The 18,084-nt window shown below is 57.2% G+C and carries 15 protein-coding genes; 1 reads left to right on the top strand and 14 read right to left on the bottom strand.

Annotated elements, in window-relative coordinates; all coding sequences use genetic code 11:
- Positions 1-198: 198 nt before the first annotated feature.
- Positions 199-2,979: a VWA domain-containing protein gene (locus JW953_00635; protein MBN1991179.1), complete on the bottom strand. Its 2,781-nt coding sequence runs from the start codon at positions 2,977-2,979 to the stop codon at positions 199-201.
- A 358-nt stretch (positions 2,980-3,337) separates the two neighbouring features.
- Between JW953_00635 and JW953_00630 the strand changes: the two genes are divergently transcribed.
- Positions 3,338-4,144, top strand: a complete 807-nt coding sequence (locus tag JW953_00630; GenBank protein MBN1991178.1) for a hypothetical protein — start codon at positions 3,338-3,340, stop codon at positions 4,142-4,144.
- 1 nt (position 4,145) lies between these two features.
- Here JW953_00630 and surE read toward each other — a convergent pair whose 3' ends face one another.
- The 13 genes from surE to JW953_00565 form a co-directional block, all read right to left on the bottom strand.
- Entirely contained in the window at positions 4,146-4,946 is an 801-nt protein-coding gene (surE, locus tag JW953_00625) for a 5'/3'-nucleotidase SurE (protein MBN1991177.1), read from the bottom strand.
- Positions 4,947-5,049: 103 nt separating this feature from the next.
- Positions 5,050-7,389 carry a molybdopterin-dependent oxidoreductase gene (locus JW953_00620; GenBank protein ID MBN1991176.1) on the bottom strand — a complete coding sequence of 780 codons (2,340 nt, stop codon included), beginning with the start codon at positions 7,387-7,389 and terminating at the stop codon, positions 5,050-5,052.
- A 2-nt stretch (positions 7,390-7,391) separates the two neighbouring features.
- A complete protein-coding gene (locus JW953_00615) occupies positions 7,392-7,859 on the bottom strand; it encodes a (2Fe-2S)-binding protein (GenBank protein MBN1991175.1) in 468 nt (155 codons plus the stop codon).
- Complete coding sequence (locus tag JW953_00610; GenBank protein ID MBN1991174.1) at positions 7,856-8,752, bottom strand: xanthine dehydrogenase family protein subunit M; 897 nt, start codon at positions 8,750-8,752, stop codon at positions 7,856-7,858. The genes JW953_00615 and JW953_00610 overlap by 4 nt, the downstream gene beginning before the upstream one ends.
- A gap of 125 nt (positions 8,753-8,877) precedes the next feature.
- Positions 8,878-10,263 carry a xanthine permease gene (locus JW953_00605; protein MBN1991173.1) on the bottom strand — a complete coding sequence of 462 codons (1,386 nt, stop codon included), beginning with the start codon at positions 10,261-10,263 and terminating at the stop codon, positions 8,878-8,880.
- 162 nt (positions 10,264-10,425) lie between these two features.
- The gene (locus JW953_00600) at positions 10,426-11,304 is read right to left on the bottom strand and encodes a cyclase family protein (GenBank protein MBN1991172.1); all 879 of its coding nucleotides are present in this window, start codon (positions 11,302-11,304) and stop codon (positions 10,426-10,428) included.
- Between the two features lie 100 nt (positions 11,305-11,404).
- Positions 11,405-11,797: a GxxExxY protein gene (locus JW953_00595; protein ID MBN1991171.1), complete on the bottom strand. Its 393-nt coding sequence runs from the start codon at positions 11,795-11,797 to the stop codon at positions 11,405-11,407.
- A gap of 79 nt (positions 11,798-11,876) precedes the next feature.
- A complete protein-coding gene (locus JW953_00590; GenBank protein ID MBN1991170.1) occupies positions 11,877-12,218 on the bottom strand; it encodes a hypothetical protein in 342 nt (113 codons plus the stop codon).
- The gene (locus JW953_00585) at positions 12,215-13,399 is read right to left on the bottom strand and encodes a thiolase domain-containing protein (GenBank protein MBN1991169.1); all 1,185 of its coding nucleotides are present in this window, start codon (positions 13,397-13,399) and stop codon (positions 12,215-12,217) included. Before JW953_00585 ends, JW953_00590 begins: the two co-directional genes overlap by 4 nt.
- A complete protein-coding gene (locus JW953_00580) occupies positions 13,396-14,091 on the bottom strand; it encodes a hypothetical protein (GenBank protein MBN1991168.1) in 696 nt (231 codons plus the stop codon). The genes JW953_00585 and JW953_00580 overlap by 4 nt, the downstream gene beginning before the upstream one ends.
- 104 nt (positions 14,092-14,195) lie before the next feature.
- Entirely contained in the window at positions 14,196-15,602 is a 1,407-nt protein-coding gene (locus tag JW953_00575) for a DUF1116 domain-containing protein (protein MBN1991167.1), read from the bottom strand.
- Between the two features lie 10 nt (positions 15,603-15,612).
- Positions 15,613-17,169, bottom strand: a complete 1,557-nt coding sequence (gene fdrA, locus JW953_00570; GenBank protein MBN1991166.1) for an acyl-CoA synthetase FdrA — start codon at positions 17,167-17,169, stop codon at positions 15,613-15,615.
- Positions 17,170-17,211: 42 nt separating this feature from the next.
- The coding region (locus tag JW953_00565; GenBank protein MBN1991165.1) for a DUF2877 domain-containing protein at positions 17,212-18,084 on the bottom strand (873 nt) is incomplete at its 5' end.

Genomic DNA, 18,084 nt, shown 5'->3' with positions numbered 1-18,084 from the left:
GCGGCAAATTGTGCCTCGTTTTGGAGTATTTGTCATATTGGCCTTGACCTTGTTGCTTTACATAAATTCGCCAACAGTATCATTAATCCGGTAATGTAGGGGAGTACCCTTGTGGTCGTCCCAGAGGACAGGCATAGGGCGCTGTCCCTAAGATTACTTTCATCATTCCGCCTTATTCAGGATGAGTTCCAGACTCCTTCAATCATGCTCTTGCCGGAAACCAATAACCAGGCCCACCAGTGATAATGGCAACAGTCCTCCCACACAACCCAGACCACCAAACTTGCCAGTAGGTTCATCATTGTCTGATATGGTTTGGGCTGAAGATGGATCAGGTTCTGGTGTGTCGCCAGGGCCTCTGACGATAATCGTCACCGGCTCCGACTCTGTGCCACCCAGGCTGAAAGTAACCTTATATTCCCCCGGCTCTTCGTAAACATAATTAGCCGTGTAGCGACGCTTAATCTCCATTCCTTCCTTCCACTCAAGGCAACTGGGGGTGGAACTTTGGCTGATACCGTCGCCGAAATCAAGGCTGGTTTCAACGCAGTAGTAATCCGGGTTATCGTCCCGCCCGCCAACTAACTCGCCGGTGAAGTTGACTTCCAGCGGCGCGACTCCTTCAGCCACATCGGCGGTCAGGGTGGTGTAAATTTCGCCTGCATCGGCCGGCGGCGGGGAAGTGACCGGGCCGCTATCGGGGGCAGGCTGCGTTGGGGCAGAAGAAACAGGTTCGGGAAGCGGCGGCAGGTCGGCTGCTTCACCGGCATCACCGGTAACGGTTTCGTAGGCTGCGCCATCAATCACCACAATCACGCGCGGGCCGAGGGCAAAATATTTGCCAGCCTCAGGATAGGTGGTTAAAAAATCGGAGAAGCGAGTGGAGGGAAACGGAAGCAGGTTAGTGCTCATGAGGGTAGGGTCAAAAGTGGTGTCGGTCCAGATGCCGTCTTTGAAAACAAAGGCTTTGTCGCCTACCGCCGTAACGGCGGCCATGGCGCTGCTGGCACCATCGTCATATTCGCCTCCCCCAAGGCCGGGAGCGGCAGTAGCAGTAGGCAGCGGCGCGGCCATATCGGCCCCGGCCAACTCGTTTTGCTCAACAGCTTTTTCAACCGCGGCTGCACCGGAACTTTCGGCCGGCGGGGCGGCTTCGGCTCTGGCCGCTTCTTCTTCAACAATAATATCGCGCCCTTCCTGGCTGAGAGCCATTTCCGGCTCTTCCACCAAAAAGGAAGTGTAGGGCGTGATAATGCCGTAACGAATGCTCAGGTTGACAATCTCGTCAATGGTTTCCCGGTCTTCGCCGTGCAGCCGAATCTGGTTGAGCAGGTAGCCCACTTTGCGAGTGGCCCACAGGCGAGGAATGAACTCCGCGCTGCGACTGCTGTGGCGGTCGGTGGCAAAGTTCAGGTCGTCAAATTCAAAGGCGCGAGTGCGGCCGTTGACGATACCGGTGAGTGTGACGGTGGCCGGGCCGCCGTCGCGATAACGCCCGGCCAGGATGAGTTGGGTTCCGGCAAACAGGTCGGGCAGAGGGTAGGGGTAGGTATCTTCAATATGCGCGCCATCCACCTCAAGCTGGAGGTCGGCCAGAACTGGTGTGCTGACTTTGGCGTAAAAGGCGCTGACCTGCTCGTCAACCCGCTCGCCGGGACGAACGTAGGCGCTGGCGCCACGCTGCGCTTGGGCCAGGGTGTCGAGTAGCACGGTATCCACATCGTCGCCCACGCCAAAGGGGAAGAGACGCAGGTTACTGCCCGCAGCTTGGTCCACGTTATTGAGGATGAGGGGCGTTTCCACCACGCCGCTGGTGGGCAGGCCGTCGGTCAAAAAGATGACGATGGTGGGGCGCTGGGTATCGGCGCTGTTGATGGTTTCCAGCAGGGCGCGGTTGATGTCGGTGCTGCCTTCGGCGCGTAGATTGTCCACAAAACGGCGGGCTTCGGGGATAGCGGAAAGCGGCTCGGTGCGATTGGAAAAGGCGCGCAGGCCGGTGCTGAAGGCGATGATGTTGAAACGGTCGCCCTTATTGAGATGGTCTAACACGTATTTGAGCGCGTCGCGGGCCTGCTCCATTTTTTCGCCTTCCATTGAGCCGGAGGTGTCCAGCACCAGAATCACGTCTTTTTGCACCACCTGTTCGGTATCCACGTTGGGCGCAACCAGCAGCACAAAAAAGCCGTCTTCATCACGCTCTTTGAAACTGAGCAGGTTAACGCCCACATCGTCGGGCGAAATAGTGTAGTAGAGGCTGAAGTCGGTGGTGGGCAGCACGTCATAATCTTCCCAGCCGATGAGGGCGCGATAACGCCCGTCGCGGTCAATGCTGACCGGATGGCTGGGGGAGTAGATGGCCTTGATGGGATCGCGGGAGGCAACCTCCACGGTGACGGCCACGTTTTCCAGGGGCTTGCCGGAAAAACGTTCGGTGCTGAGGGGGTAAACGTAGCGCACCAGGCCGTTGTCTACCGGCAGCAGTTCGCTGTATTCAATTTCGATGCGGCGGGTGTCGCCGGGGTCAATGGGGAAGATGCTGGCCTGGAAAAGGTCGCGGCCCACATATTCCAGCAGGGCCGGGTCCAGGCGGCGGCGCACGATGTCGTCGTAAATGCGGCGGGCCTCTTCTTTGGTGTAGAGCTGGCCTTCTACCTTTTCGCCGTTGACCCACATGGCAAATTCGTTGATGGCCGCGCTTTCGGGCAGGGGGAAAATGTAGGTGCCTTCCAGTGACCATTGGCTGTCGTTGCGGAAAATCTGGTCAATGCGGGTGGTGGCTACCTGATTGTCAATGGTGATGTTGACCCGGTGGTATTCCACGGTCAGGTAGGGCACTTCGTGGGGCGGGGGGCAGTCAATGCATATCGGCGGTTCAGGAATGATGATGCCGTCGGCGTGGGCGGGAGCGGGCGTCAGGGTTAAATTCAGGCCAAAAAATAGAACAACAAGGGTGAATAGGGTGATAATGATGCGTTTCATGGTAAAATCCTCCATTGTTTGATTTACGGTCCTGGGTATAAGACGTCGGTCAAGAGAATTTGGTTCCCATTTTTAAATGTGGGTACAGCACTCAATTTGTGCTATAATGGTTGTGATGATTCGGTAATCATGTTATTCTGAACGGAGTGAAGAATCTCATTCTGGTGTTACATCAGCAAGGCAAAGGGATGCTATAAAGAGATTCTTCGGCCTACGGCCTACTAATGACATGGAATGTCTTTGTAGGATTGAACACTTGACAGGTTTTTGAAAACTGTCAGGTGTGGCTCCTTCAGAGCAACTGAAACAACCAATTACCGAATCGTTTCTGGTTGTTAAAAAGAGGGCGATTAGTAGGATGAAACAAACCCTTATTTTTCTTCTCTTGGCCGTTATCTTTTTGGGGTGCGGCTTAAGCAGTTTTCCCTTAGCCAAGTCAGACCCAACAATTACGCCAACCTTTGTGGTAGCCCAATTCAACACAGCCACGCCAACGCCGACCGTTGTGACCGACTCGCCCCAAGAGCAGGCTGAACCTGAATCACCAACGCCTGCCCCAACCTTTACCCCGTTGCCCTCGCCAACACCGATGATAACGCCAATTGAACCGCCCACAGCTACGCCTACTTCTCCGGTTGAACCGACCTTGCCGCCGGAACCACCACCCCTATCTACACCGGTCCCACCGGCTGACACGCCTGTCTCGCCCCCGGTCCCCAACGTTGATTTTGTGATGCGCTTTGTCCGGCTGCGCACGAATGAGGAAAATAGTTGGGATGGCGTGTTGGGAGCAGGTCAATGCGGCAACGACCACAGCATTTACGTTCACGTGGCCGACGCGCAGGAAAACCTTTTGGACGGCGTTTTGATTGGCGATAAATTTGGTAATTTTGAAGTGCCCACCGGCGTGGACGGGCCGGGCGCAGTGCGGATTTTGGTTTGGAGCGCTACTATGGAACTGGCCGTGATGGGCCATCAAGACGGCACGCGCTACACCAGCGATTTTACCCCACCACTCTCTACCCTGGACGAAGATATTCCCCCGGAGTGGTTGCAAGAAGCCGGGTACTGCGAATCGCCCGAAGATTGCCAATGGCGGGTAGAAAATAACCAGCTTTGCCGGGGGCACTACTCTTACGACGTGATCTTTCAGCGGATGTGGTAACTCACCCGCTTTTGCCGTTGAAAAACCTGACCACACTCTCCAGAGCTATGGGGGCGGTCAAGTCAATCGTCATTGGCGCCACGGCGACCTGTTTGTCTACGGCAAAAACATAAATATCCGACTCCGGCTCCAGGGTGTCGTGGTCAATGTAAATCTGGTAATCGCGGTCAGAAGGTTTTTGGGGCTTTACCGATTCAAAGTAGCGCTGGCGGGAAATGGAGGCCGTGCGCCAGGGGGTTTGCGCCGTAGCGGTAGCAGGGACGTCTATCTTTAAAAGGTCAACGCGGGCCGGCAGGCCGTGTTTAAGGGTTTTTTGGGCAAAGTAGCGGGTAAAATGAGCGGCTGTGCTGAAGTCAATTTCTCGGCTATGGCTGAAATAATATTGCTCAGGGGTGCCCAGGCTAATGGCCAGGGCGGGCACGTTGGCGCTGGCCGCTTCCAGGGCTGCGCCAACCGTGCCGGAAGCCGTAATGCCCGACCCAATGTTCTCGCCATAGTTGATGCCGCTGAGGCACAGGTCAATGGGACGCTGAGCCAGTTCTACCAGGGCCAGCACCACGGCCTGAGCCGGGGTAACATCGGCTTTATAAGCGGGATGTTGTTGGCCATTAACGCAAATAGTAGTGGGGTGGATGGTTCTATCCGCTTTTAACAAAAAGCTGCGACCGGCCCCGCTTTGTTGGAACGTAGGCGCCACAATCAGCAAGTCGCCCAAATCGGCTACCGCCTCGGCGGCGGCGTGCAAGCCGGGGGAGTTGATGCCGTCGTCGTTGGTAACTAAAATCAAAGGCCGGTTGGTCACTGCAAATTCCTCAGATGAATAAGTTGATAGGTGGTATTATATCCTGATTGGGTTGGAGGAAAAAATTTACGGTTTGAGGTGATTTCAGCGAACAACCCCCTGGTCAGGATTCTTTTTGCAGCGCCAGATAAATCTTTTCTGCCGTTAGAGGCATATCGTTAAAGCGAATGCCCAGGGCCTTATAGATGGCGTTGGCAATGGCCGGAGCTGTGGCAATCATGGGATGCTCGCCAATGCCCCGCGCGCCCCATGGCCCGTCGTCTTGCGGCACTTCCACATACTCGCTGATGATTTTGCGGGGCGCGTCCACCGCGGTCATAATCCGGTAATCCACAAAAGAGGGATTCAGCGGCTGCCCCTGTTCCAGCCGGAGCGCCTCAAAGAGGGCGGAACTGGCCCCCTGCACCACGCCGCCCTCTAATTGAGCATGCACCTGTTCGGGGTTGATGGCTTTGCCCACGTCGTAGGCTGCGGCCAGCCGCAAAATTTCCACCTGGCCGGTTTCGATGTCCACTTCTACCTCAACGGCTTGCGCCCCGGTGGTGTAATGCACCACGGCCCGCGCTCCCTGGCCGGTTTCGGCGTCCAGGCTGGTTACGTAAGCGGGCATAAACTTGCCTCGGCCAATGATGGGGCCGCCCATCCAGCCCTGGTCGTTGGGCAGCGGCAGGCCGTAAACCACCATCTTTTTCAGGGAGAGCGATTGCTCGCTTTTATAAGAGATAACCTCGCCATCCCGGATGTCCAAATCGGTTGGGTCCTCGTGCCAGTATTTGGCCACAATCTCCAAAACCTGCTGCCGGGCGTCCTCGGCTGCTGCCTTCACTGCGTTGCCCATTGACCAGGTAATGCGGCTGGCTACGGTTTGCCATTCGTAGGGGCTGTATTTGGTGTCCACGGGCCGGGAGATGCGCACCCATTCGTAGGGCACGCCCAGGGCCTCGGCGGCCATTTGCGCGGCCACGGTAAACGCGCCCTGGCCTAACTCCTGCCCGCCCAATCCCACGCTGAGGGTAGCGTCCTCGTTAAAGCGCACCCAGGCTTCGGAGCCGGGGTTGGGCGGCATGGCCGGGGCTTTCCAGCACACGGCCACACCCTTGCCCCGCCGTTTGTGCGGGACCGAGGCCAGCTCATCCTTATCCCACTCAATGGCTTTGCTCACTTTTTGAATGCACTCCGTCAGGCCGGTGGGGTGCATGGTCATGCCGGTCACAATGGTATCGCCGCCTTTGATGCAGTTTTGCAGGCGAAAGGCCACCGGGTCAATCCCCAGCGCCCCGGCCAGCCGGTCCACCGACTGCTCGATGCTCCAGTGAATCTCCGGCATGCCAAAGCCGCGCATCGGCCCGCCCACAGGATGGTTGGTGTAGAGGCAGTAAGAGTCGGTTTTAACGTTGGGGATATTATACGGGCCGGTAGAAGAATAGCCGGAGGCGCGGGTGATATTGACCCCGTACTCGGTATAGGCTCCGGCGTCCCAATAATACTCAACTTGCAGGGCCAGCACCTGGCCCGCTTTGGTCCCCCCAATTTTTACTTTGGCTACCAACCCCTGCCGCACAAAACAGCAGTAGAATTCTTCCTCGCGGGTCATCCGCACTTTTACCGGGCGGCCCTGCATCTTGCGAGCCATGGCCACGGCAATGGCCTCCATCGCCACGCCGGCCTTGGCCCCAAAGCCGCCGCCAATATAGTTGCCAATCACGCGCATATCGCCCTGGGAAATGCCCAACGTCTGGGCAATGAGGTCGCGCTGGGCAAAGGGAGACTGGGTGCTGCTCCACAGCGTCACTTCGCCAGAGCGATCCCATTGGGCAATGGCCACGTGCGGTTCAATAGGCACGTGCTGAATGTGTGGCACGCGGTAGGTTTCTTCCACAATGGCATCGCACTGTGCCCAGGCGGCCTTGGGGTCGCCCTTACGCACCCGGAAAACGTTGGACACGTTGCTGCCTGCCTGGGGAAAGATAAAGGGCACAACCTCATAAGACCCCAAATCGGGGTGAAGCAGGGGGGCGTTAGGTTTGATGGCTTCCAGCGGGTCAAACACGGCGGGCAGTTCTTGATACTCTACCTCAACCAGGCGGGTAGCTTCCTCGGCAATCTCCTCGCTCACGGCAATCACTCCGGCCACCGGATCGCCCACGTAGCGCACCCGGTCAGCGCAGAAGATGTGGCGGTCTTTGAGATACAGGCCGATAAAGCCGGGCGTGTCCGCGCCGGTTACTACCGCTTTTACGCCGGGCAGGACCAGTGCTTTGCCGGCGTCCACTTTTTTAATGAGCGCGTGCGGGTGAGGACTGCGCACGACCCGCCCGTAGAGCAGGCCCGGCCCAAATTGCAGGTCGTCGGTGAACTGGGCCGCGCCGGTCACTTTATCAAAAGCATCCACGCGGGATACGCTTTGGCCGACAGGATTAACAGTGTGGGTTTGATTGTTCATAATTATACACTCCTTGCAGCCTTCTGCACGGCCCACACAATCCGGGTGTAGCCGGTGCAGCGGCAAAGATTGCCCAACAGCGCCTCGCGGATTTCTTCTTCGCTGGGGTGGGGATGACGATCCAGCAGCGCCCGCGCCGAGATAAGCATGCCCGGCGTGCAGAAGCCGCATTGCACCCCGCCTTCATCCACAAACGCTTGTTGGATCACGTCTAACTGCTCGTCGCGGGCCAGCCCCTCAACTGTAACAATTTCCGCGCCGTCAGCCTCCACGGCCAATACCAGGCAGGAATTGACCGGCTCGCCGTTGAGTAGCACGGTGCAGGCTCCGCACTCTCCGGCGGCGCAGCCGTTTTTAGTGCCGGTAAGGGCCAACTCGTCGCGCAGCATTTGCAGCAGGGTCATATTGGCCGGCACGTCTAACCATTCTTTAACGCCGTTTACCGTTACTATAATGGAATGTTTGCTCATGCTTGCCTCCTTAGTTGCGCCCAGACTATCCGCAGGCCCCGCAAGGTGAGCGCCCGCACCATGGCCTGGCGATAGGCGGCGCTGGCGCGCACGTCGTCAATGGGCGCGGCGGCGGCCATTGCTTTGTCGGCGGCCAGGGCAAAAGTTTTTTCATCCGGCGGGTGGGCGGCCAAAAATTCCTCCGCCTCTAGCGCCCGCAGCGGCACCGGCGCCACCGAGGCCAGAGCCAGGCGAAAGCAGTAACCGGCCGGCGTGGTTTGGTCGGGGAAAGCAAAAACCGCCACGCCCACAATCGCCAGGTCGCCCTTGACGTTGCGGCCTAATTTTAAGTATTTACCGGCGCTGCCGGGGGGCGGTGCCGGCAGGCGAATGGCCGTCATCAATTCTCCGGCTTGCATAGCCGTTTTACCGGGGCCGAGGAAAAACTCATTCGCCGGTACTTCCCGCGCCCCGTTTGGCCCATGTAGCACCATCCGGCCCGCCAATACCAGGACGGCCGGGGCGGTGTCGGCGGCGGGGGAGGCGTTGCACAGGTTACCGCCAATAGTGGCCCGGTTCCGCAGTTGGTACGAGGCCACCGAGTTGGCCGCTTCCGCCAGCAGCGGGTAGTGCGTTTGCACCGCGGCATGCCGGGCCACCTGGTTCATGGTCACTGCGGCGCCAATGGTCAAGCCCGTACGTTCGTGGTAAACCACATCCTGTATCCCCGGCAGGCGTTTAACATCCACCACTACCTGGGGCTGGATAAAGCCGTCGCGCATCCGCGCAAAAAGATCGGTGCCGCCCATCAGCAGCCTGGCCGACGGGCCGTGCTCTTTTAATAAACCGGCGGCCTCATCGGGCGTGCTTGCTTGTACATAATCAAAACTTGGCAGGCCAGGTTTTGCCAGCATAATGTTTACCTCCTACGACGAATGACATTGGTCATTCATCGTTGGTCATTTTTAATATAGGAGTGGCAGGGTCGCAGGATTATGGCAATTTGCTACCGCGCGACCCTGCTACTTTGACCTCTGGCTTAGACTTCCAGTTCCAGGGCCTCGATGGGTACTTCTTCAAACTCCCTGTCAATCTGCCTGGCCGGGAAGATCAGGAAGATAAGGTTGAGAATAATCCCGACGACGGCCGAGGTAGCAATAGAGGGCAGATTCAGCCCGTAAAACGGAATCATCCCTCCCTCAAAGCCAATGGCCCCGCCAATGCCGATGACCAGGATGGTGGCAATCACGGCCAGCTTGCGCGGATCAAACATATTGACTTTTTGGGCAATTTGCAGGGCGATCCCCTGCGCGCCAATCACGCCGAACAGGTAAATAGCCAGGCCGCCGGTTACGGCCAGGGGCAGGGTGCCCACCAGCGCGGCCAGTTTGCCGATGAACCCCAGCAGGATGGCAATCACCCCGGCTGTAATCAGGGCCGGGCCGGAATAGTTGCGGGTGATGGCCATCAGCGAGTTGTTCTCGCCGTAGTTGGTGCCGGCGCAGCCGCCCAGCAGGCCGTTAACCGCGTCGCCAATGCCGTCGCAAACCAGGTTCAGGCCGATGAAGCGGCTTAACTTGACCGGCGGTCTTTTCATTTCACCGGCCAACTGGTCTACGTACAGGCTAATCTGGTAGAGGTGAGCCGTGCTCTCCGGGATGGTGGCAATGGCGATGGGAGCAATGGCCAGCAGCGGGGCCAGCCCGGCGGCCTGACTCCAAAATATGGGGAACGTGAATTGGGGCACGCGGAACCAGGCTGCTTCACCCACCGGTACAAAGTCTACCAACCCCAGGGGGATGGAGACAATATAACCCACCAGCGCCCCTAACAGCACCGGCAGCATGCCAATAAAACCTCGCCCGCGCAGGTAAACCGAGAACAGGATGGTCACCAGTAAGGTAATCAAGGCAACCGCCCAGTTAGCCTCGGCCATGCCCAGGGCGGCAAAGGCCAGGGCAATGCCAATGACCGTGGCCACCGAGCCGGTCACTTCTGGCGGCAAAACTTTGTCGAGTTTATCTTTACCCACGTAACGAATAAGAATGCCCACCAGCACGTTGAGCACGCCGGTCATCACAATACCGCCCTGGGCAATGCGGATGCGGGTGACCGGGTCGTCAACATTATAAATATTGGTCATAGTAATAGCGACCACCGGGGCAATGTAGGAGAAACTCGAACCATAGTATAGGGGGATATAGCTCTTGGCCAGCCGTGACGATACCAGCAGGGCAATGATGGTGGCCAGGCCCGAGGCAAACAGCGTGACGCCCACATCAAAACCGGTGAGAATAGCCACCAGCACTGTCGCCGGGAACATGGTCAGCACGTGCTGGAAGGCCAGGCCAATCATCGGCCCCCAGGGCGGGGTATCATTGGGAAGATACCCAATCAGTTTCTTTTCTTGAGTTGCAACTGCCATTGATAGATCTCCTTTCGTGTGCATAAATTAAAGAATTATCTTAACTGGACTCGGATAATCTATTGTTTAGCCGTTATTGACCGGCCTCACCTCCTTTCTGGTCCCTCCATCTTGCTTTGATGGCAGTGCTAGGCTTGGATTACGTGGCATAACGTAACCTCTTTAAAAACGTTTGGTTAATTGCTCAATCCGCTTTACGTGCTCAGGGTTGTAACAATCGCCAAAACGGGTTTGGGGTAACTGGGCTTTGCGGGCCATCAGTTCCTCGTACTCGGCCTCGTCCACCAGAGCCACGCAGCGGCCGATGGAAGATTCCCCATCCACAAAACGCCACGGGAAAAAACCGATGGTGGTGCGCCGGTTGAGCAGCAGGTCAATGTCGCCGCCAATGCACTCGGCGTGGATGATGTGGTGGGGGAACATTTCAATGTGCATTAACTGGTATTTATCGGGGGTGAAAACTTCGGCCAGGGACGCGCCATACATCTCTTGAAAGACCCGGTCGGCTTCGATGGCCTGGCGCGGCATCCAATCGCGAATGATGGTGTTCATGGGATGGTCGGCGCTGCCGCAGTCCACGCCAATCCAGCGGATTTTTTTGGCTTTGGCCCACTCGGCAAATTCGCGGTCGGGGCCGGAATGCTGCACCATGTAGCGCACTTCGTCGGCGGTAGGCATGTCCCAGCCAAAATGATGGTAGCCGGTGTGGATGATGAGGATGTCGTTTTCGCGCACTTCCACCCGTTCCTCAATCATTTTGGAGGTGTAAATCTGGTAGTCGCCTGCCGCGTCAGACAAATCCACCACCACCCCCGGCCCCATCAGGAATTCGTTCAAATCCAGGGCGGCAATATCTTTACCGGCGGTGTAAAAGTGGATTTCGCCGTCCAGGTGGGTGCCCAGGTGATTGGAGTGAGTCAGCAACTGGCCGTTGGCCCCGTTGGGGGCCTGTCGTTTAAAATACTTCAGTTGTAACGGTTCGTAGGTGGGCCACGGCGGGGTAGCCACCCCAAAGGGAATAGTCAAATCAATCAGTTTCATCGTAAAAATTCTCCTTTCGCGTGATAAACCACAAAGGCACAAAGGACACAAAGGCGCAAAGAATTAAAAGGGCTCTTTACGTTCTTCGTGACCTTTGTGGTCATAATACCATACGCCTGATGCCATTCTTAAAGAGCGGAACGTTAAAGTTAAGAATGAAACCCAGCCGGAGGTTGGTGGCTTTGAGATATGAGAGTAGTTGCGCTTCGTGGATAGGCAGGATTTTTTCTACGGCCTTGAGTTCGACGATGATCATATCGTTTATGACCAAGTCAATACGTTGTTCTCCAAGTGACACATTTTTGTAAAACACTTCAATTGTCTTCTGACGCTCAAAAGATGTGTTACGTAAGGTCAGTTCGTGACACAACGCCTCTTCATAGATTCGCTCGATAAACCCAGGCCCCAATGACCGATGGACTTCCATCCCCGCCTCAAGTAGCACACGACCAACTCTCTCCACCTCTTCCGGTATAGGCACAAATGCCTTCATTATCAATTCCTTATTCTACTTTGTGTTCTTTGTGTCCTTTGTGCCTTTTGTGGTTTCGCCTTTTATATCCGCTGTGGTTTTACTTTTTCACCGGCTCCAACGTCAATCCATAAACCGCCTCGCCGCCGATGATCCGCACCGGCTCCCAATTGGCCTTGAGCTTCATGCCTGCTTTGGGTTCGGGCGCTTTTACCCAGCCCATGGCTTTGAGGCCGTTCTTAAATTCAACAATGCCCAGAAACCGCGCTCTTTCATCAATGCCCCAGGGCAGGTTCCAAACGTCGGTATAGGTTACCAGTTTACATTCTTCCGGCGTTGGCGCTTCCTCAAATTCCCGCCCGTTGCAGTTGAGGCAGCGGAAATGTTTGGGGTTCATCAAATGACCGCAGCTTTTACATTTGTATGCTACCAGCTTGTTCATGATTCTCTCCTTAAAACAAAGGCCACCACGTTATTGCCAAAGCCGCCAAAGTTAAGCGAGAAACCTTTTTCGGCATCTTTCACCTGCCGTTCGTCGGCCTCGCCGCGAAGTTGCCACACCAGTTCGACTACCTGAGCCACGCCCGTGGCACCCACCGGATGCCCTCGCGCTTTGAGGCCGCCGGAGGGATTGATGGGCAGACTGCCGCCTATTTGCGTTTCACCGGAGGCCAGGGCTTTGGCCCCGGCGCCTTTTTCAAAGAAGCCGGCGTGCTCACTTTCGGCAATTTCCAGAATAGTGAAAGCGTCGTGCAGTTCGGCCACGTCAATATCTTTGGGAGAGAGTTTGGCCATCTCAAACGCCTTTTGCGCGGCCAGCCGCACGGCTTTCAAATCTGTGGGGTCGGCCCGTTCTTGCAGGGTGTGCGTGTCGGTGGCCTGGCCAAACCCGGCTACTATCACCGCCGGTTTTTTGAACTCCTTGACCATATCCGCCGGGCAGAGCAAGCAGGCGGCGGCCCCGTCGCTGACCGGGCAGCAGTCGTATAGCCGCAGCGGGTCGGCCACAATGGGATTGTTAACAATGGAGTGGGGGCTGGTCAGGATGCCTTCTAACGAGATATTCATGTGAATATGGGCGTAGGGGTTGAGCATGCCGTTTTGGTGGTTTTTGATCGCCACTTTGGCCAGATGCTCTTCGGTAACGCCATATTGTTGCATGTAGAGTCGGGCAAACATCCCGGCCATCGAGGGCAGGGTGGCCCCATAAATGTACTCGGCCTGGGGATGGGTCATGGCGGCCACAATATCGGTGGCTTTTGGCCCAATCACGTCGCGCATTTTTTCGCCGCCCACTACCAGCACCAGGTTGTAATAGCCGGAGGCTACGGCCAAAATGCCGTTCTTTAAAGCCGACCCCCCGGAAGCCGGGCCGTTTTCCACGCTGTCGGCTGCGGCCGGGAAGAGGTTGAGGCTGTCAACCAGGGCGCTGGCCACCGCCAGTTGGTGATTAAACAGGCCCGCGCCCATATTGCCCACGTAAACTGCGTCAATGGGTCTATTGCCAATGTTGGCGTCGTCCATTGCCTTGAGGGCGGCCATCGAAAGCATATCCAGCAGGCTATCGTCTTCGCGCCGCTCAAAAGGAACCATACCCACGCCTAAAATAGCTACGTTTCTCATTTTAGTTGCCTCCTCTTTGCGCCGAGGATTTGCTCTATAATCATTCTTTCACTGGCAATTTTGATTTCTTTTTGGGCCACGTCCATCAGCGGCTGGGGCGCGGGCCGGTCGCCCACGCACAAACGCCACTTGACATTCTCCCAGATTTCTCTGGTTAAAATGTAAAAGGTAGCCCCGCCTAACTCGTGCTGTTCGGTGTGGTTCAATTCCAGGCCGTATTCAATCATCCAGCGCCGGAAGCCGATGGGACTTTCGGCGGTGATCCACACCTCTTTTTGACCCAGGTACTCCAGGTGATGCTCCATTTTGGCTGCAAAAAGGTGCGCTCCAATCCTCAGCCCCCTTTCGATGGCCAGGGTGTGATAACTCATGCCAATGTCCTGGTTGACCATCCGGCCATTAACAATACCTACCAGGATGCCGTCTATCTGACCGGCCAGGCAGTAATGATCCCGCACTCGGTAGCGATACCAACCCAGCAGTTCGGCGTACAACCGGGCCGCGACGATGTCGTAATAATCCCGCGGGATGTCAATCGCCGGTTTGACCCCTTGCAGCAGGGTGGGCACGTCCTCCCGCTCAACCTGGCGGACGACCAACTTTTTTCCCGTGGCCAGGGTAATCACCTTGGCCGGATAGGGGGCCATCTGAAACGCGGGGGGTCTCAGCAGACCTTCCAGTTCCATATCCATAAATAAACACCTCCTTGTGTTGATAATAATTTTGAAAATTGAATAGGTGAATGAAGTAGGGGGGCGATTAAATAATTCCCCGGCTTCCAATCTTCCAAGAATGGCTAAACGCAGTACAAATCTCTAAATACTTCAAACGCCTCGGCAAAACACTGCTCCGGCGCATGTAATACTCCAGCCCCAACCATACCGATGCCCGGCTCTTTGTGGGCGATGCCGGTATTCAGGCGAGGCAGGATGCCTGTTTCGGCCACTTTACGCACGTCAATGCCCAGCGGCGTGCCTCGAAAATTCAAGGGGGGGATGGTAAAATGTTCATGCTCGGCAAAACAAATCTCATACATTTCCAGGGTGGCCTGCAAGGCGTCCTGCGGCGAGCCGCCCACAAAACGGGCGATAGCCGGGGCCGCGGCCATTGCAAAACCGCCAAAGCCCGCCGTTTCAGTAACAGTGCTGTCGCCGATGTCGGGGTTGGCGTCGGTCTCGGTAAAGCCCGGTAGGTAGAGGCCATCCACCATTCCGGCCGGGGCCGTAAACCAGCGGTCGGGCAGCCCGGCCAGGCGAAGGCCAAAGTCGGTGCCGTTGCGGGCCATTACGGTTAAAATTGTGGAACCCTCAATGCCTTCAGCCGGTTCCAGCATGGCCTTTCCGGCGGGCATCGAGAGGTTCAGGAAAAAATGGTCGTTGCGTTCAATGAACTCAAAAACCTCTGCGGCCCGTTCGCGGTTGGCGCAGGTGCGCATGATGGCCGGGGTGATAGCCCGCAAAAAGAGCGAGGTTCCGGCCCGGTTGCGGTTGTGGCACTCGTCGCCCATGTGCAGGGCCTGGCTGATAAGGGCGCGCAGGTCAATGCCGCCGGCAATGGATTCGAGCGCTGCTTTAAGGACGGGATAAAGCACCTGCTCCATCCAGCGTAACCGTTCGTACACGTCCGGCCCGTAGGCCCCGTAGCGCAGCACCCGGCCCAGCCCTTCGTTTTGGGTGGCGTAGGCAAAATTACCAAAGGTTTCGTTTTTAAGGATAAAGACCGGCATGGAGGGGGAGATGATGCCCGCCATTGGCCCTACGGCGTGGTAATGGTGGCAGGGCGCAAACTCAATCTCGCCGCTGGCCGCCAGCTCTGCCGCTGTCTGCTCGTTTTTGGCCTGCCCTTCATAAACCAGCGCGCCCATTACTGCGCCCTGTTGCGGGCCGCACATACGCTCCCAGGTAATGGGCGGCCCGGCATGCAGGATGAGCCGGTTGTGATAACCGGGGATGACCTCGTGGGCCAGGCCCATATCTATTAACACCGGCCGGCCTTGCTGGATACGGCTCACGGCTTCGGTGTTGGCCGCCTCAATATCTATGCCCTGGCGCGTCACCTGTAAGCGGGGGGCTAAGGGCGGTTTCCAATCCACCTGCGTTATCGATATACCCTGGTCTTGCAAACTCTCAGTAAAGGAGTGTAGTCCCACGTTGATGACATTTAAGGGATTGCCAAAAAAGGATTGGATGCTATTTTCGGTCATAGTTTTTCCTTTACCCCACCATAAATCCTGACAGCCGGGCAGCGGCAGCGTTACAAGGAACCACTACTACTCCCACCTCTTCTAACGTCTGCACCTGCCGGCTCAATGGCTGCGGGTCTTCTTCCGTGCCCGTCACCGAGGCGACGACAACCAACTCCCGGCCAGCCGCGGCTGCCCGCTGCCGCGCCGCGCGGATAGCCGGTCCCAGTTCGCTGGCGGGGTTGGGGTGCGCGCCGTAGCCTAACACCACGTCCAGGATAATCACGGCCACCGCCGGGTCGTCGGCCTCCTGGCGCAAACGGCGGAGGCGCAGGTCGTTGTCAATCATGGGGTGGGGGCGGCCCACGGTGAATTCGTCCTCGCCCAAATCCACGGCGCAGTGAGCCTGACTATGGGTGGCGTTAGCTAATTTTAAGCGGGGGTCAACGGCCACGTTCGACAGAACGTTAACGGCCATCTCTTCCCAGATGACCAGGGCTTCGGCGGCCAGAGTGCCGCCGCTAAAAAGGCCGCGCAGATACTTTTGGCCGGGTTTTAGTTGTGCCTTCAGTTTGACCGCTTGCGCCCTTAGGTCTGCGGTTTCCCGCTCAATCATTTCATCGGCGGCCGGCCCCTCGTAACCGGCCACCTCTGCGGCCAGGTAAGCCGCTTCTTGCAGGGTGCGGGCCGGAATGGCGCCCGCCTCATTGATGGGGGTGGGGTCGCCACCCAAAAAACAAATTACGGTTGGTTTGTTGCTTTGTTGAACTTGCGCCAGCACCCGCCCGGTGACGGTTGGCGAAGGAGGTTTGGAAATCAGCAGCAAGGCTTGAGTTTCGGGATCGGCCTGAAGCGCCTGGATACCGGCCAGCATCATCATGCCGCCCACCTCTTCTTTCATATCCCGCCCGCCGGTACCGATCCCCTGCGTCAGACCAATGCCCATTTTAGCCAACAGGGTGCTGGCTTCTTGCAGGCCGGTGCCAGCGGCGGCCACAATGCCCACCGGCCCGCGGGGGATAACGTTGGCAAAACCCAGGGCCACGCCGTTGATAACGGCCGTGCCGCAGTCGGCGCCCATCAGCAACAGGCCGCGGTCAACGGCGTATTTTTTTAGAGCTATTTCATCTGCAAGGGGGACGTTATCGCTAAAGAGGAGTACGTGCAGCCCGTTACGCAGGGCTTCCCGGGCTTCGGCGGAGGCATACTGCCCGGCCACGGAGATAACCGCCAGGTTAGCCGCCGGGTTACTTTGCGCAGCGCCCCGGATGGTGCGAGGTTGAAAGAGGGTTGATCCCGCGCCGGTGGTTTCCGACCGGCGCGACAGGTGGGTTTCGGCCACGACTAAGGCCTGGTCGGCGGCGGTATCGCTCTCAGCCTGAACCACAATTACCAGGTCATTGGCGGCGGCTTTTTTAATCTCCGGCAGAAGCAGGCCTGCTTCTTGTAAGATGGATTTATTGGCTTCGGTGGCCATCACCACCGCCGCATCGCTGACGCCAGGCAGTTGGGTCAGCTTGCGCGCGGTTTCCATGAGGGTGACGGAATCGTGATACTCGCTGAGTTTGATTCTATATTTTGTTGGCAAAAGACAGCTCCTTTGGTGTCAATTAACAAATATAGAGGCCAGTTATCTTGTTGTTCTCATTAAACCATCATGCTTGGCCGGGGTAGCAGGAAGGTACAGGAATCCGGCCAGCGTGTCTGCCCCGGAGGTTGCTCCGTGCGCCAGAACTTCTTGAACCGCCGCCGCAAGGTGGGCTTGGTGGCCGGCGCTCAGGGCGGCCAGCAGACGGTGCCAGGAAACAGAACATTCTCCCCGGGCAGCTGCTTGTAAAAAAGCGGTAGAAAGGGCTGTGGTGCGAGAAAACGCTGGATAGAGGAGAGTGCGGCAGAAAAGGGGGGGATTGGGATGGGCCAACCAGGCCCAGAGCATCACGCCCATAAGAAAATCGTCGCCAGCAGGGGTCAGCCCGCCTCCCAGCCCGGCCAATTTAGCGCCTGCTTCTTGCAGTTGTTTTAAGTTGCCTGTCCAACCTTCTGGCAGAGCTTTGCCGGCTTTTTGAGCCGCAGCCAGAATAATCCCGGTCAGCCCATGTTGCGGCGTAGCTTTTGCCAGTAACTGTAGCAGAGTATTGGCCGGAGCGCGGCGGCAGGCCAGCGCGCGTAAGAGCGGCAAGTGAGACTCAATCATTGAGCGGCAGGCCCGCAGGGTATCCCAGTCCGGTTGCGGCTCCCATACCATCGCCTGGCCCAGGTCAATCTGTAGTCCATTGACCCGCAGCCAATTTTCCTCCCCCGTTACCGGCGAGCCGGGATGAATCTTTATGAAAAAATCTGCTGCGCCGTCTATAACGATATTGAGCGGGCCGTCGCCAATTTGGGGAGCGACCAGGGCGATGATATCGTCGGTGGGCGTAACCAGATTGCAGGCGCGTTCAAAAACGGCCAGCGTCTGAGCGACAAACGACCCCCGGGCGAATTGTTGTTGCACCGGGCGGCT

The sequence above is a fragment of the Anaerolineae bacterium genome (genome assembly GCA_016931895.1).
Lineage (GTDB): Bacteria > Chloroflexota > Anaerolineae > 4572-78 > J111 > JAFGNV01.
The sequence above is the reverse complement of the archived record's forward strand: the minus strand, read 5'-3'. Positions and strand labels throughout refer to the sequence as shown.

Coding starts and splice junctions, on each gene's coding strand:
- JW953_00615 (MBN1991175.1), bottom strand. CDS start 7,859: ATGAGCAAACATTCCATTATAGTAACGGTAAACGGCGTTAAAGAATGG.
- JW953_00585 (MBN1991169.1), bottom strand. CDS start 13,399: ATGAGAAACGTAGCTATTTTAGGCGTGGGTATGGTTCCTTTTGAGCGG.
- JW953_00630 (MBN1991178.1), top strand. CDS start 3,338: ATGAAACAAACCCTTATTTTTCTTCTCTTGGCCGTTATCTTTTTGGGG.
- JW953_00605 (MBN1991173.1), bottom strand. CDS start 10,263: ATGGCAGTTGCAACTCAAGAAAAGAAACTGATTGGGTATCTTCCCAAT.
- JW953_00580 (MBN1991168.1), bottom strand. CDS start 14,091: ATGGATATGGAACTGGAAGGTCTGCTGAGACCCCCCGCGTTTCAGATG.
- JW953_00635 (MBN1991179.1), bottom strand. CDS start 2,979: ATGAAACGCATCATTATCACCCTATTCACCCTTGTTGTTCTATTTTTT.
- JW953_00620 (MBN1991176.1), bottom strand. CDS start 7,389: ATGAACAATCAAACCCACACTGTTAATCCTGTCGGCCAAAGCGTATCC.
- JW953_00610 (MBN1991174.1), bottom strand. CDS start 8,752: ATGCTGGCAAAACCTGGCCTGCCAAGTTTTGATTATGTACAAGCAAGC.
- JW953_00595 (MBN1991171.1), bottom strand. CDS start 11,797: ATGAAGGCATTTGTGCCTATACCGGAAGAGGTGGAGAGAGTTGGTCGT.
- JW953_00575 (MBN1991167.1), bottom strand. CDS start 15,602: ATGACCGAAAATAGCATCCAATCCTTTTTTGGCAATCCCTTAAATGTC.
- JW953_00600 (MBN1991172.1), bottom strand. CDS start 11,304: ATGAAACTGATTGATTTGACTATTCCCTTTGGGGTGGCTACCCCGCCG.
- JW953_00590 (MBN1991170.1), bottom strand. CDS start 12,218: ATGAACAAGCTGGTAGCATACAAATGTAAAAGCTGCGGTCATTTGATG.